14 protein-coding genes are annotated in these 12,497 nt (G+C 69.7%); 7 read left to right on the top strand and 7 right to left on the bottom strand.

From position 1 onward, the window contains the following. Positions 1-387 precede the first annotated feature (387 nt). Positions 388-1,593, top strand: a complete 1,206-nt coding sequence (gene ribA / locus V1457_RS27460; RefSeq protein WP_338597896.1) for a GTP cyclohydrolase II — start codon at positions 388-390, stop codon at positions 1,591-1,593. 45 nt (positions 1,594-1,638) lie between these two features. On the opposite strand, the gene V1457_RS27455 is transcribed toward ribA, so the two are convergent. Next, on the bottom strand, positions 1,639-2,007 hold the full coding sequence (locus V1457_RS27455; RefSeq protein WP_295141695.1) for a helix-turn-helix domain-containing protein: 369 nt from the start codon (positions 2,005-2,007) through the stop codon (positions 1,639-1,641). 14 nt (positions 2,008-2,021) lie between these two features. Between V1457_RS27455 and V1457_RS27450 the strand changes: the two genes are divergently transcribed. From V1457_RS27450 to V1457_RS27435, 4 genes are all read left to right on the top strand, one after another. Continuing rightward, positions 2,022-2,630, top strand: a complete 609-nt coding sequence (locus V1457_RS27450; RefSeq protein ID WP_233627890.1) for a hypothetical protein — start codon at positions 2,022-2,024, stop codon at positions 2,628-2,630. Between the two features lie 102 nt (positions 2,631-2,732). Next, positions 2,733-3,506, top strand: coding sequence for a class II aldolase/adducin family protein (locus V1457_RS27445; protein ID WP_338597893.1), 774 nt, complete (start codon positions 2,733-2,735; stop codon positions 3,504-3,506). Between the two features lie 47 nt (positions 3,507-3,553). Further along, the gene (locus V1457_RS27440) at positions 3,554-4,912 is read left to right on the top strand and encodes an MFS transporter (RefSeq protein WP_338597891.1); all 1,359 of its coding nucleotides are present in this window, start codon (positions 3,554-3,556) and stop codon (positions 4,910-4,912) included. A gap of 174 nt (positions 4,913-5,086) precedes the next feature. Continuing rightward, on the top strand, positions 5,087-6,103 hold the full coding sequence (locus tag V1457_RS27435) for a phenylacetaldoxime dehydratase family protein (protein ID WP_295141687.1): 1,017 nt from the start codon (positions 5,087-5,089) through the stop codon (positions 6,101-6,103). 46 nt (positions 6,104-6,149) lie between these two features. On the opposite strand, the gene V1457_RS27430 is transcribed toward V1457_RS27435, so the two are convergent. The 5 genes from V1457_RS27430 to V1457_RS27410 all read right to left on the bottom strand — a co-directional run bounded on the left by V1457_RS27430 (position 6,150) and on the right by V1457_RS27410 (position 9,304). Further along, entirely contained in the window at positions 6,150-6,578 is a 429-nt protein-coding gene (locus tag V1457_RS27430) for a hypothetical protein (protein WP_338597888.1), read from the bottom strand. A gap of 168 nt (positions 6,579-6,746) precedes the next feature. Then, positions 6,747-7,040, bottom strand: a complete 294-nt coding sequence (locus V1457_RS27425) for a helix-turn-helix domain-containing protein (protein ID WP_338597886.1) — start codon at positions 7,038-7,040, stop codon at positions 6,747-6,749. Positions 7,041-7,063: 23 nt separating this feature from the next. Next, complete coding sequence (locus tag V1457_RS27420; RefSeq protein WP_338597885.1) at positions 7,064-8,185, bottom strand: hypothetical protein; 1,122 nt, start codon at positions 8,183-8,185, stop codon at positions 7,064-7,066. A 446-nt stretch (positions 8,186-8,631) separates the two neighbouring features. Next, entirely contained in the window at positions 8,632-8,916 is a 285-nt protein-coding gene (locus V1457_RS27415) for a DUF1540 domain-containing protein (RefSeq protein ID WP_200071680.1), read from the bottom strand. Between the two features lie 175 nt (positions 8,917-9,091). Beyond that, positions 9,092-9,304: a hypothetical protein gene (locus V1457_RS27410; protein WP_200071679.1), complete on the bottom strand. Its 213-nt coding sequence runs from the start codon at positions 9,302-9,304 to the stop codon at positions 9,092-9,094. A gap of 214 nt (positions 9,305-9,518) precedes the next feature. Here V1457_RS27410 and V1457_RS27405 point away from each other — a divergent pair, with 214 nt between their 5' ends. Continuing rightward, positions 9,519-10,208, top strand: coding sequence for a DUF1990 family protein (locus V1457_RS27405; RefSeq protein ID WP_338597883.1), 690 nt, complete (start codon positions 9,519-9,521; stop codon positions 10,206-10,208). 502 nt (positions 10,209-10,710) lie between these two features. Here the strand turns inward: V1457_RS27405 and V1457_RS27400 are convergent. Next, positions 10,711-11,049, bottom strand: coding sequence for a helix-turn-helix domain-containing protein (locus tag V1457_RS27400; RefSeq protein WP_338597881.1), 339 nt, complete (start codon positions 11,047-11,049; stop codon positions 10,711-10,713). A 77-nt stretch (positions 11,050-11,126) separates the two neighbouring features. Between V1457_RS27400 and V1457_RS27395 the strand changes: the two genes are divergently transcribed. After that, positions 11,127-12,344, top strand: a complete 1,218-nt coding sequence (locus tag V1457_RS27395) for an MFS transporter (RefSeq protein WP_338597879.1) — start codon at positions 11,127-11,129, stop codon at positions 12,342-12,344. Positions 12,345-12,497 lie beyond the last annotated feature (153 nt).

The raw sequence follows: 12,497 nt of genomic DNA, 5'->3' as shown, positions 1-12,497 counted from the left end.
TTACGGGGACCGGCTGATTGCGGACCGGCTGGGACTTGCTGCTGGCGCCGAACTCGTCCGGCCGGTCCGGTGATCCGCACGAAGCGGGTGCACGAGCGATGGCGGCGCACGATCAGGATGACTCGACAACGAACAGTTCGTTCAATATACGAACACTATGGCCGATATTGTGGGCACGCCCGTCGACGTCGTCAAGGGGCTCGGCGGGTGGATTTTCGTAGGGACGATGGGGAAATCCTTGACGATGTCCAGCACCAGTGCCACTATCCGTGAACGTAACGTTCATTAAGTGAACGTCTTGCTCGGTATGTCGTCCGACGGTTCAGCGCGCACTCGTGCCCGACGGCGTGCGCGCACCGAGAGATAAGCGCGTGCAGGAGAAGATCGATGCCCAGCTCGAGCATTGCCGAAGCCCTCGCCGCCCTCGCGGCAGGCGGAAAGGTCCTGGTCGTCGACGACGAGGACCGGGAGAACGAAGGCGACCTGATCATGGCCGCCGAGCACGCGAGCACCGCCGAGGTCGCCTTCTTCCTGGAGCACACCTCGGGATTCCTGTGCGTGGCACTCGACGAGCGGCGGGCCGCCGAGCTCGAACTGGACCTCATGGTCCCGGCGGGCGACGAAAGCCACGGCACCGCGTTCCTCGTCAGCGTCGACTACCGGCACGGCACGAGCACGGGCATCAGCGCGGGCGACCGCTCGGCGACCATCCGCGCGCTCGCCGACCCCCGGCTCGCGCCTGCCGAGCTGGCTCGGCCCGGTCATGTCCTGCCATTGCGCGCCAAGCCCGGCGGGGTGCTGGAGCGGGTCGGGCACACCGAGGCCGGAGTCGACCTGTGCCGCGCGGCGGGGCTCAGCGGCGCGGCGCTGCTGTGCGAGATCGTCACGCCCGACCGCGAGCGGATGATGCGCCGTCCGGAGCTGGACGGGCTCGCCGCCGAGCACGACATCCCGATGATCTCGATCGCCGCGCTGGTCGATTGGATGCGCGACGGGCGAGGTGTCCGCCGCACCGGTCAGGCTTCGATTCCCACCGATATCGGGGAATTCCGCGCGATCACCTTCCGGGAGACCGGCGGGGTGGAGCACCTCGCGCTGGCGATGGGCGAGGTCGGCGGCGAGGACGTGCTCGTGCGGCTGCACAGCGAATGCCTCACCGGCGACCTGCTCGGCTCGCTGCGGTGCGACTGCGGCGCGCAGCTGCGCATGGCGATGGAGTCGATCGCAGCCGCCGGGCGCGGCATCGTCGTGTACTTGCGGGGGCACGAAGGCCGGGGGATCGGCCTCGGGCACAAGCTGCGCGCCTACGAACTCCAGCAGTACCAAGGCATGGACACGCTGGAGGCGAACCGGGCGCTCGGGCTGCCGGTCGACAGCCGCGACTACGTCCCGGCGGCCCGCCTGCTCGCCGAACTCGGCGTCGGATCGGTGCGGCTGCTGACCAACAACCCGGACAAGTGCCGCGCACTCCTGGAATGCGGCATCGACGTGCGCGAACGGATCCCGGTCGAGGTGGCGCCGAACGAGCACAACACCCGCTACCTCGCCGCCAAACGCGACCGGATGGGCCATTTGCTCCAGCAGCTCGCCTGAGCCTCCCGCCGGGAGCCGTCGGCTTTGCTGGCCGGACTGAGCGGATCAGCGATCGGCCGCTGCCGCGTGCAACTCGAGTTCGAGCACGAGCCGCTGCGCCGGGTCGCCCAGGTCGAGCGCGAAGAGTTCCTGCGCGCGGCGGAGCCGCTGGCGCAGCGTGTTCTGGTGGATGTGCAGGTCCGCGCTGGCGGCGCCGACATCGCCGAAGCGCCGCAGGTAGCAGCGCAGGGTGGCGGCGAACGCGGTGGAATGATCGCGGTCGTGGCCGGTGATGCGCTCGCCGTCCCCGCTGCGCAACAGCGGCTCGGCGCGGACGGAATCGACGAGTCGCTTGTGGACGAGTTCCACGCGCAGCTCGTCGGTCGTGTAGTGCCGCGGTGCCGCTCCGGAATCGCGAAGGTGCCCGAGAGCCACACTTCGCCGGAGAGGTGGTCGGGCAGCGCTTCCTGCGGCACCTGCCTGCGGTCCGGCAGGTTGGAGTAGGCGACGATCGTCTGACCGGTGTCCATGATCGCGATCGCGCCACCGGTCGCGGCGGCCGCCGAATTCGCCAGCACGAACAGATCACCGCCTGCCGCGGGCGCGGCATCGCCGCCCGGGTGCGTTGCGAGCAGGGTGGACATCAGCCGTTGGACACTGCTCCACGGCACGCGGTCGTCGATCGACACGACCGTGACGCCAGCGCGCCGTGCCCGGCCGAGGAAGTCGGCAGGTGCTCGCTCCCGGGCCTTGATCACGAGGACGCCCCGGGAATCGCTCGCGATGCGAACGGCGGAATCGCTCTCCGCGGCATCGCCGGTGTTCAAGCCGACGCCGAGCAGCAGGTGCCCCGGTCCGCCCGCTTCTCCCGCGTGCCGGTCGAGCAGTTCGACCCCGCGCACCGCCACGGTGTCGTCGCCGCTGACCGAAACTTGGACCACGTCGTGACGCAGTGCGCTGACCAGGTCGGAAAGCGGCAGTACCGGGCTCATCGTCGCGCACGTCCTCGGGCGTTCGACCTGGCAATGTCGATCCCGACGTTATCCGAACATCGATGATGTCCGGATCTACGTTGTTCCTGCGCGCACCGCCGGGCATGTTGGTTTCTCGGAAATCGCGGGCGGATCCGCGGACGACTCCCGGTCTCGAAGGAGGCGGCGATGACCGCTGTGCATCCCGGAACGATGGCGACCAAACCGATGAGCGAGGCGGAGTGGCAGGCCCGAGTAGAGCTCGCCGCCTGCTACCGGATCTTCGACCACCTGGGCTGGGTGGAGATGATCTTCAACCACATCACCGCGCGAGTTCCCGGCGAGCCGGGACACCTGCTGATCAACCCGTTCGGGCTGATGTACCACGAGGTGACCGCTTCGAGCCTCGTCAAGATCGACCTGGACGGCAACGTCCTGTCCGAATCGGACTGGCCGATCAACGAGGCCGGGCTGCTGATCCACTCCGTCATCCACGCCAACCGCCCGGACGCGCACTGCATCATGCACACCCACACCACCGCGGGCACCGGCGTGGCATGTCAGCGCGACGGCCTCGACCCGGACAACTTCTATTCCGCGCAGCTGCGCGACATGGTGGCTCACCACGACTTCGAGGGCATCACGGTCGACCCGGAGGAGAAGCCGCGGCTGGTCGCCGATCTCGGCGAGCGGAGCCTGATGATCTTGCGGAACCACGGGCTGCTCGCGCTCGGGCCGACCGTCCCGGCCGCCTTCGCGGCGTTGTGGACCCTGCAGCGCGGATGCGAGATCCAGCTCGCCGCGCAATCGGGCGGCCGTGCGCTGACCCCGGTCACCGAGGAGGCCGCGATCAGGTCGACGCGGGAGTCCTTCCAGCTGGGCGACCGCACCGAATCGGGGCAGCGCCTGTTCGACGCACTGCGGCGCAAGATCGACCGGATCGACCCCGGCTACGCCTGCTGACACCGCCGCTTCGCCGGTTCAACGACGACCTGACGATCGGATCCACCATGCCCGAGACCACCGCCACCGGTCGCGCGGAGCACCGCAGAATCGCCATCGCCGCCGCAGCCGGGACCACCATCGAATGGTACGACTTCTTCATCTACGCCCTTTGCGCCGGTCTCGTCTTCAACACCCAGTACTTCGCGGAACTCGGCGGGGACGCGCTGCTCGTGTCTTTCGCGACCATCGGGATCAGTTTCGTGTTCCGGCCGTTGGGAGCCGCCGCGGCCGGGCATCTCGGTGACCGGATCGGCAGGCGCGGGACGCTCATCTTCACGCTGCTGCTGATGGGCGGCTCCACCACGCTGATCGGCGTAATCCCGCCCAGCAGTTCCATCGGTGTCGCCGCTCCGATTCTGCTGGTGCTGCTGCGCATTCTGCAGGGCGTTTCCGCGGGAGGCGAATGGGGCGGAGCGGCATTGCTGGCCGTCGAGCACGCGCCGCGGAATCGGCGCGGGCTGTTCGGCGCTTACCCGCAGCTCGGTGCGCCCGCGGGGCTGCTGCTGTCCAACGGCGTGCTCGCCGCGGTCAGCGCCGCGACCTCGCAACAGCAATTCCTCGCCTGGGGATGGCGGATCCCGTTCCTGCTCAGCGTCGTGCTGATCGCGGTCGGCTGGTTGATCAGGGTGAAAGTCGCCGAAAGTCCCGTGTTCCGGCAGCTCCAGGACTCCGGCGGCCGGTCGCGCAGTCCGCTGGTGGCGGTCGTCCGGCGCAACTTCCCGATGCTCGTCGCGGGAGCACTGCTGTTCGCCGCGAACAACGCCGCCGGGTACATGACGACCGGGGGATACGTGCAGAGCTACGCGGTCAACACGCTGCGCCTGCCGCAGTCGGCCGTGCTCCTGGCGGTCATGGCCGGCGCTGTCGTGTGGCTGGTGACCACCTTGCTCGCGGGATGGCTTTCGGATCGACTCGGCAGGCTGGCGGTGTACCGGATCGGGTTCGGCATCCAATTGGTGTGGATGTTCCCGTTCTTCGCCCTGCTCGATTCCGGGAACATCGCGCTGCTGTTCCTCGCGCTCGTGCTCTACAGCGTCGGCCTCGGGCTCACCTATGGCCCGCAGGCGGCGCTCAACTCCGAAATGTTCCCCGCCTCCGTCCGCTACAGCGGTATCGCGCTCACTTACGCGACCGGTGCGGTGCTCGGCGGTGCATTCGCGCCCATGATCGCGCAAGCGCTGCAGTCCAGCACCGGTACGGTGCATTCCGTCGGTGCCTACCTCGCCGCTGTCACAGTGGTCGGTCTCGTCGTGGCTTGCGTCCTGAAAGACCGCTCCGGCATCCCCCTCACCCAAGAACGGCACGACACCGGATCGCACTCCGCTCACCCGGGCGGTGCTCGCGGCGGTGACCGAGCTCCGTGACGGTCCTGTGTGGACGGTTCGCGCCGTGCGCCGGTAACCCATGGGCGGGCCCGGCGACACGGCCGAACGGGTTCCGCTCGCAACGTGATCTTGGCCCCGGTCCGGAGATCGTTCATAGTGGCGGAGCAGCCGCAGTCGCGCCGAATTCGTCGCCGGTGAACGGAGCGTGCCGCCATGGAATCCGCGATCCCCCCGCACTTGGCGGACGAACGGACGCGGCCGGAGCGCAAGTCGGGCGCGTTCCGACCGCCGTATCCTTCGTTCTCGGCACGGTTCGACCCGTCGGTGCAGCAGGTCGTCATGGCGTACTTCGGGGTGCAGCACTCCGGAGCGAAACCGCCTGCGGTGGCCGAGTCCGCGCTGGCGCGGCTGGCAGGCACGGCGGCTTCGGCGCATCGCGAGCGGGCCCGGTACGTCGATGCGGCCGGCTACCGCACCACGGTGGAGATCCGGTATTGGACCGACCCGGCGGAGTACTCCGCATGGCTGGCGGACAACGACTTCTGGACCGCGGGACCGGCGAGCGAGCAGGCCGGGTTCTTCCTGGAAGTCGTGCAACCGAGCGTGCGGCGGTTCGAGACGCTGTTCTCCAATGATCGCCCGGAAGGCATCGCCGTCGCCGGTGCCGGGCTCAGCGGCGAGATCCGGGAGCACGGGTACTGGGGCGGTGCGCGCGACCGGATGCCGCTGGCGCAGGCGGATCCGCTCGCGCCTTCCGGGACGGTCTCGGCCCGGCGCGACGGCGACCGCGTCACGGTGGTGCCGAACAGCAACGTGTGCCTGATCCGCTCGGGCCAGGAGTGGACCGAGACCGACGGCGACGAACGCCGGATGTACCTCGAGGAGGTCGAACCCGCGCTCCGGGCGGGCATGGACTTCCTCCGCGACGAGGGCCTGGCGATCGGCTGCTACGCGAACCGGTACGCGCGGGTGCTAGCCGAGGACGGCAGCGAGACGGACAAGAGCTTCGGCCTGAGCTGGTGGCGCAGCCTCGGACACCTCGAAACCTGGGCCGAATCCCACCCGACGCACCTGGCCATCTTCCGGGCGGCGCTGAAGTACCTGGCCGCGATGGGGCAGGCGGCGAGATTGCGGCTGTACCACGAGGTCACGGTCGCGGAGCCGTCCTGGACGAGGTTCGAATACGTGGGCTGCCACTCCAGGACGGGATTGTTGCGGGCTGAGTCGTGACCGCGAGCGTCGCCGTCGCGACGGGCGCGCGACCCGAGCGGGAACGTCAGTCTTCGACCGCGCTCAGGCTCTGCCCGTTGCTGCAGAAGTCCAGCCCCCAGCGCTGCTCGCAGACGTACATCGTGCCGATGTCGTGGCCGGCCTCGCCGCTGCGGGTCGTGTAGTAGGTGCACCCGTCTCCCGGGCCGGTCCGGTCGTAGTAGTGGTAGCCGTTCTCCGCGGCACCGCTGAAGTGCACGTAAACGGCATGGCCGTCGTCCTCCCGATCGCAGACCCGGAAGTGGTCGTGCTCGCGGTCGGAGAACTGCGCGAAATCCGCGCCCTGTTCCTTCTTGTAGTAGTAGTCGTGCCGGTCAGCCTGCTCGGCCGTGTCCTCGGTCGTGAGCTCGAACGTCGGACCCGCGGAACCGACGAGCGCCGCGCCGAGAACGATCATCGCCGCGGCTCCGCTGACCAGCGAAATCCGCTTGATCATTGTGTTTTCGCCCCAGTCGAAATGAGCTCCCCGCAGTGTCGAGCGCAAGCGGGAATCGTCGATTCGCCGCCCGCTCGAACTCGGCTTGCGGGGCAAAACGTTAGTGGTGCCGCTCGGCCCGGCCAATGTGCACGCCGATCGATTTCGCGGCCCGATCGTGCAAGGTGCTCAGCGGGCTCGGGCGGCGGTGATGTCCAACGCGTGGGCGACGTCGTGGATGCCCGTTCCGATGGTCAGCAGGTCCAGGCCCAACGCGGTTTCGGCGGCGAGCAGGTGCGCGCGAACCGTGTTGCGGCTGATGTTCAACCGGCGCGCGGCCTGCTGGGCGTCGGCGTTGGCGTCGATCCAGCCTTGCAGCGTGCGGCGGTGCCGGGCTTGCAGCGGCCGGAGCAGCGATTCGGCCCAGGCGAAGGCAGCTTCGACGCGCATCAGCTCGTCGAGTGCCTGCGGTCGGTCGTCCACGTCGACGTCGACGCTGGAACCGCTCAGGGCCAGCGCCAGGTTGACGGTGGCTCGGGCGCGGACGTCGTCGAGATCCAGTCCCAGCGCCCCAGGTGCGCGGCGACGGTGTTGCGGCTGAGCCCGAGCAACCGCGCTACACCGGATCGGGGCAGGGTCATCAGCAGCCGGGTGATGTCCGCGCTGGTCTTCGGAACCGAGTCCAGCGGCTGCAGCAGCGTGCGGGCCCAGTTGAGCGCGGCCCGCTGCGGAAGGACGCCTTCCAGCCGAGATCGCCCGTGGTGGGAGGCCACGCGCTCGGTGGTGGCGCGCGCGGCGGCCAACGCGTGGACGGCCTGGCCGTAGGCCGCGGCCGTCGCGCTGAGCGGCTGAACGGCGCTGATGCCCAGCGCATAACCGCGATTGTCGCGAACCAGGCTGCGCAACAGCTCTGCCGTTTCCTCGCCGCGGGGATCGCGCTGCGCTTCGTTCTCGGCGACCAGGCAGATCAAGTGCTCATCGATGACCGGGCACTGCACCATCAGATCGCTGCCGTGGAAACCGGCGGGATCCTGGTGGAGCGCCGGGATCCGGTCCCGGTCGGCTTGCGGGCAACGCAACAAGTAGATGCGCAGGCCGCCTGCTTCGAGCAGCGGTGGGACGGCACCGCTGTTCATCCGGCGGGCCAGCACCGGCTCTCCCGCCAGCAGCGCGTGCAGCACGCCCAACCGCACCTGACGTGCCTTGTCCTGGTAGCCCCGGTGGGCCAGGTCGCCGTCTTCGGCGCGGCGCAGCAAGGTGAGGACGCTGCCGACGTGCGAGGTCAGCGAGATCGTCTCCGGCGTGGGCTTGGAAACCCCGGCCACCACGAGAACCGGGCGCGGCTCGGACGACCCGAGCGCTTCGCAATGCACGTGCAGCCGTTCGGCCTCGGTCGCGGCCGAGGCCAGCTGTCCACCGGCCATGCGCGCGAGCAGCGGAGCGAGCGGGGACAACACCTCGTGCGGGAAGCCGGTGGTGGACGACCGGACCGTGGTCGCGTCCTGGACCAGTGCGACCTGGGCACTCGTCTGCCGGCGCAGCCAGTCGAGAACCTTGCCCACGGTGTCCTCGAATCTCGCCTGCCGCCGCACCTCGCGGAGCAACCCGGCCAAGTCCGCATCCGCCACGGCCGTGCACCTCCCCGTGCCGATCGTTCTCCGCGTTCAGAGCCGGTCGGCCGCGCCGCAGCCCTGCCCGCGAGCGTCCGGCGGCGCCGCCGATCGCGGGCACAATAGCCAAGTTTTGCGGGCGCAGGCGCCGGTATCGGGCTCGATTCGCACGCGAGTTGGCTGCATCACGGCTTTTGGAGCAGTAGTGGGAGTGGCGGCACCGCAGAGTTCACCGCCGTTCGTGGGAGGGCGTCGCGAATTCGGCGGAAAACCGGGAATTGCACCGGTGCGCGCATGAAACATCGCGGGTGGCCGTCGACCCGGATACGGCTGACCGGCGGCCTTCCCGCGATGCTGCTCGCGCCCTCAACGAGCGTTTCGCCTTTCGGCGTGGTCGATCCCGGGGCGCGGTGCGTTGTTCTTGTCGTGCGAGTGCGATCTCGGCGCGGCCGGGACCGCGGCAGTCACGCCGGCTGGTACGTCAGGCAGTCGACGATGTCCCGCTGCAGACCGACCGTGATGCCGGGTGCTTGGCATTCCAGGTCGACGTTGTGCTCGCAGTTGGACATCGTGCACGCGCCGACACGGCCGGTGGCGGACGGATCGCCGCCGCGCTCGGCCGCGGTGGTGAAGGTGTCGCACCGGGCGTCGGACTGCTGTCCCACGGTGATGGCCAGCGCGTGGCAGGTGTGGTTGTTGTTGTAGGCGCACTTCTCGGCGGTGCATTCGGTGACGGCGGGCATTTGCATGGGTTCCTCCTCGTGGTGGGATCCGCTCACTGTGCACCTGAGCGGGCGCAGCTGCGACATCAACTTCGCCCGTGGCAAATGACGGCCGGGTGCGCAGCGTGGGCGCGCACCCGCCCGGTGTCGATCCACAGTGGATGGCGAGTGTCCGGATAGCAGGACCCTTGTCGGGCAGTGCTTATTCGTGCTGCCCCACGGAATCGCCGATCAGCCAGAACATCGGCGGCCACAGGCCCACGAACAGCGCGCGGCGCTCCGCGTTGCCGCGCGCGCTCTGATCCACCGTCTTGGCCCGGATCCACAGCCCGATGCACAGCGCTATCGAACCCATCGACAGCAGGTGGAAATGATCGCTGCGAAGCCCCGAGCGGTGCAGCAGCTTCACCATCATGGCGCCTCCGCGGTGTTTCTCGCCGTCGCTGCGGGTACGTCGAAAAGCGTAGTGGCACTCCGCTCGAAGCACAGGGGCTCGAAGCACAGGGGCCCGAAGCACAGGGGCCTAAGCGCAGGGGCCCGAACTGCAGGGGCCGAAGCGCAGGGTTCCGGTGCCCAGGGTTCCGGTGCACAGGGAAGTGGGTCCAGCGTTGATGCGTTCGGGAACCTTGGTGGCGCGGTGGTTGCTCGGCACCGCGCTGGTGTCGTGGCGCTACCTGTGGCAGATCACGCCGCTGCACCGCAGCGAGTGCCTGGGCCGGGTGCCGGACGACACGCCCCCGCCGCTGCCTGCGGAGTTGCACGACGACCGCCTGCAGACCGCCGACGAGGGAGTGGGGTCGTTCTACCACCGCCGGTTCCGCGTGGAAATCCTCGACGCCGTGCTCGGACCCGGTGCGCTGATGCGGCGGGTGGCGGGCGAGTTCCAGCGGTTCGTGCCGTCCGAGGTGGTCGGTGTGCGCATCGGCGAGCAGGTCAGCGGCCCGCTCAAGGCCGGTGACGAACTGGTCGTGGAGATGCCGGGGCCGTGGGACGGCCCGGTCCGCGTGGTTCATGCCGCGGACACGTGCCTGCGGCTGGCGACGCTGCGGGGACATCTGGAGGCGGGCCAGGTCGAGTTCCACGCCGCGCGCGACGGCGACGTGCTCACCTTCGAGGTCCAAGCGTGGGCGCGCCCGAGCACGCGGCTGGTGCGGTGGCTCTACAGCAGCGTGCGCTTGGCCAAGGAAGTGCAGCTCAACATGTGGGTGCGCTGCTGCCGAGCCGCGGCGCGCGAAGCCGGTGGCCACCCGCGCAACGGAGTGGTGATCGAAACCCGGCAACTGCCCGAGGACGTCCGCGTCCAGCCGGACACCGCGTGAACTCGTTCGCCGACCCGCAGCAGGAACGTTCGCGGAAATTCCGGCCGTGCGAGCCGGAACGTCCGCCACGCCGTGGCCCTTGCCGCGGGCCGGCGGGGTTCAGCAACCGAGCACGAACGGATCGCGAGCGGCCGATTCGTCGGTGTTGATCCACCCGTCTTGAGCCGGGTGCACTCGCGGACCGCTTCGGTGCGGGGACGCTGTGCTTGAACCCGGCACGCGGCGGCTTCGGGGACATCGCGCGGAAGGTGTTCACCGTCCCGATGTCCAAAGTGGACGACAGCCGGTGCGCGCGGGCGAGGTAGCGGGTCCGGCCCCGGGCCGCCAGGCCGTAGGGGAGTCGTTGGCGAGTTTGACGGCAGTACCTGTGGACCCGTTCCGCGGCGAGAACCGCCGAGCGCCCGCTCAGCCGGAAGTAGTCAGTGGCGCGCGGGTCCGGCGGCGTTCGCCGCTGCACCCGCGCTCCCATGTGGACAGTGCGCTGCGCCGCTCCGCGGCGGGCTCACCGCTTCGGGGGCGCGGCGTCGAGCACGGCGCTGAGCAGTCCGGGGAAGCGTTCGTCGAGTTCCCGCTCGCGCAGCCGGCTGGGGCGCGCGGTGCCCGCCAGCCGGGTCGAGACGATGCCGCTCTCGCGCAGGATGTGCATGTGGTGCGAGACGGTGGAGACCTTGATCGGCACGTCCAGCGCCGAGCAGGTGGATTCCCCCGCGGTTCGCAGGCTGCGCACGATCTGCAGGCGCGCCGGCTCGGCCAGCGCCTGCAGCACGACCCCGACGTCCAACTGCGCGAGGTCCGGCTGCGGCAGCCAGACTTCCTCGGATTCCGCCCTTGCGATGTCCATTGCCTCTTACGATACCCGTCGAAGCAGTATTACGATTAGCTTCGTAATAGTCGACATTCTTCGGAAGAGGGGGAAGGGTGACCCAGAGCGTTGCGGAAGCAGGCACGCGCTGGCGCGCCCACGCGCTGGTCCTGGCGTTCGGCACGTTCGCGGTCGGCACCGACGCTTACGTGATCGCGGGCGTGCTGCCGGAACTCGCGCACTCGCTGGACATCGGGGTCGCCGCCGCGGGACAGCTGGTCACGGTCTTCGCGATCGGCTACGCGGTGCTGTCGCCGGTGCTGGCCGCGTTGACCTCGCACTGGTCGCGGCGCACCGTGCTGCTGACCGCGCTGGTGCTGTTCGCGCTCGGCAACGTCGCCACCGCGCTCGCGCCCGGCTACGGTGCGGTGCTCGCGGCCCGGTTGCTCGCGGCGGCCGGCGCGGCGATGTACACCCCGAACGCCGCGGCTACCGCTGCGGCGCTGGCCGGTGCGGCCAAGCGTGGGCAGGCCTTCTCGATCGTCAACGTCGGCTTGTCGTCGTCGCTGGTGCTCGGTGCCCCGCTGGGAACGGCGATCGGGGCGCTGTGGGGGTGGCGGGCCACCATGTGGTTCCTCACCGCGCTCGCGGTGCTGATCTCGCCGATCATCGCGTGGCGGCTGCCTTCGGTGCAGCTGCCCGCCGCGGCGGGCCTGCGGCAGCGGTTCGCGCCGCTGGGAGATCGCCGGGTGCTCGGTGCGCTGGCCATCACGGTGATCGCGTTCGTCGGCATCTTCATCCCGTACACCTACATCAGCGTGGTGTACGCGCCGGTGATCGAAGGCAGGCAGAACCTGCTGACCGTGCTGCTGCTGGTGTTCGGCGTCGCGGGAACCGTCGGGAACCTCACCGCGGGGCACGTCGCCGATCGGCAGGGGCCGCGCCGGGTCGTCGTCGCGGTCGCGGTCCTGCTGGCCGTGGTGTTCGGGATCGCCGTCGTGGCACGGGAATCGCTGTGGGCCGCCATTCCGGTGATCGTGGTCTCCGGCCTGTTGTCCTGGTCGGTGCTCAGCCCTCAGCAGCACCGGGTGGTGGCGCTGCGGCCGGAGGCGTCCGCGCTGGTCGTCTCGCTCAACGCGGCGGCGGTCTACCTCGGGGTGTCGCTGTCCGGCGTGCTCGGTGCGGCCGGGCTGAACCTGCTGGGGCAGGCTGCGCTGCCGCTGCTCGGTTCGGCGTTCCTGATCGTGGCCGCGCTGCTGACCCTGGCCACCGGCAGGCCCCGCGAGCCCGAGACCGCCCAGCCGTCCCCGAGCGCGTCGGCGACCGGCAGCTGAACCGCGTCGCGCTGGACTTCCGGAGACCGGGCACATCTGGCGTTCACCGAACCGGTGCAGCCGTTCCGAGCCGAGCAGGGCAGCCGCGGCGCCGGTCGCCTGATGTCCAACGGCGACCCGCGCTCCTCGGAGCCGTCAGTCCCGTTCCGCGTG

The organism is Saccharopolyspora sp. SCSIO 74807, assembly GCF_037023755.1.
Lineage (GTDB): Bacteria > Actinomycetota > Actinomycetes > Mycobacteriales > Pseudonocardiaceae > Saccharopolyspora_C > Saccharopolyspora_C galaxeae.
Note: the sequence above shows the minus strand (reverse complement) of the source record. Positions and strands in the feature narration are given on the sequence as shown.

Bases quoted from the DNA above. Each gene is read 5' to 3' on its own strand.
- V1457_RS27440 (WP_338597891.1), top strand. From the start codon at position 3,554: ATGCCCGAGACCACCGCCACCGGTCGCGCGGAGCACCGCAGAATCGCC.
- V1457_RS27430 (WP_338597888.1), bottom strand. From the start codon at position 6,578: ATGATCAAGCGGATTTCGCTGGTCAGCGGAGCCGCGGCGATGATCGTT.
- V1457_RS27410 (WP_200071679.1), bottom strand. From the start codon at position 9,304: ATGATGGTGAAGCTGCTGCACCGCTCGGGGCTTCGCAGCGATCATTTC.
- V1457_RS27400 (WP_338597881.1), bottom strand. From the start codon at position 11,049: ATGGACATCGCAAGGGCGGAATCCGAGGAAGTCTGGCTGCCGCAGCCG.
- V1457_RS27435 (WP_295141687.1), top strand. From the start codon at position 5,087: ATGGAATCCGCGATCCCCCCGCACTTGGCGGACGAACGGACGCGGCCG.
- V1457_RS27415 (WP_200071680.1), bottom strand. From the start codon at position 8,916: ATGCAAATGCCCGCCGTCACCGAATGCACCGCCGAGAAGTGCGCCTAC.
- ribA (WP_338597896.1), top strand. From the start codon at position 388: ATGCCCAGCTCGAGCATTGCCGAAGCCCTCGCCGCCCTCGCGGCAGGC.
- V1457_RS27445 (WP_338597893.1), top strand. From the start codon at position 2,733: ATGACCGCTGTGCATCCCGGAACGATGGCGACCAAACCGATGAGCGAG.